Source organism: Neisseria wadsworthii 9715, assembly GCF_000227765.1.
Classification (GTDB): Bacteria; Pseudomonadota; Gammaproteobacteria; order Burkholderiales; family Neisseriaceae; genus Neisseria; species Neisseria wadsworthii.
This window is the reverse complement of the sequence record NZ_JH165170.1, coordinates 1-842: the sequence shown is the minus strand read 5'-3', so window position 1 is coordinate 842 and position 842 is coordinate 1. Positions and strand designations below refer to the sequence as shown.

Sequence of the window (842 nt, the reverse complement as noted above, 5' to 3'; positions counted from 1 at the left end):
TGTGGAACCGCAGCTATTATTCCGACCAAGACGGCACCGGCTGGCTCGGCGAGGGCTGGAGCGTGCCCGGCAGCCAACGCATCATCCGCGATGCGGCGGGCTTGGCCTATATCGACGATCAGGGGCGGCTGTTCCCATTGCCGGAAGTAGACGAAGACGATGAAGAACCGGTGTTGTTCGAGAGCGAACAAATCTGGTTCAGCAAAAATTCAGACGGCCATTATGTGATTGCCTCGTTGGACGGTTCGGTGTCGTTGCGTTTCGCGCCGCTGGCGGTGTCGGCAGACGACCCGAACGGCGATAACTCCGCCGAACTACCGTTGGTGGCGGTGGAAGATGCCAACGGCAACCACCAGCGTTTTATCTACCACCCACTGACCGGATTGCCGCAATATATTATCGACGGCAACGGGCGGGTGTTCTACCTGCACTTCGGCAATGTCGCCGATGCCGCCGCGCCCAAGCTGCGCTTGTTATCGGTATCCCTGCTCGATGCCCTGCCTGCTGTCGGCGAAGCCGCACAGATTGGAACGGCATTGGTGCGCTACGAATACAGCGCCGGCGGTGATTTGTTGCGCGTGATTGGCCGCGACGGCGCGGTCAAACGCAGTTTCACCTATCAAAACAACCTGATGGTGTCGCACACCGATGCGGCTGGGTTGACCGCCTATTACGAATACAGCCATTACACCCCCACCGGCAAAGTACTGCGCAACTGGACTTCGCTGGGTGAAGAATGGCGTTTCGCTTATCACGACGGCTACACCGAAGTCACCGATGTCTTGGGGCGCACCGAGCAATACCATTACGATTACAACAACGAGTTGACCAAACGGGTGTTC

General features: G+C 58.2%; 1 protein-coding gene. It reads left to right on the top strand.

Annotated elements, in window-relative coordinates; translation table 11 throughout:
• On the top strand, positions 1–842 hold an 842-nt coding region (locus tag HMPREF9370_RS12550), incomplete at both ends, for a DUF6531 domain-containing protein (RefSeq protein ID WP_009117690.1).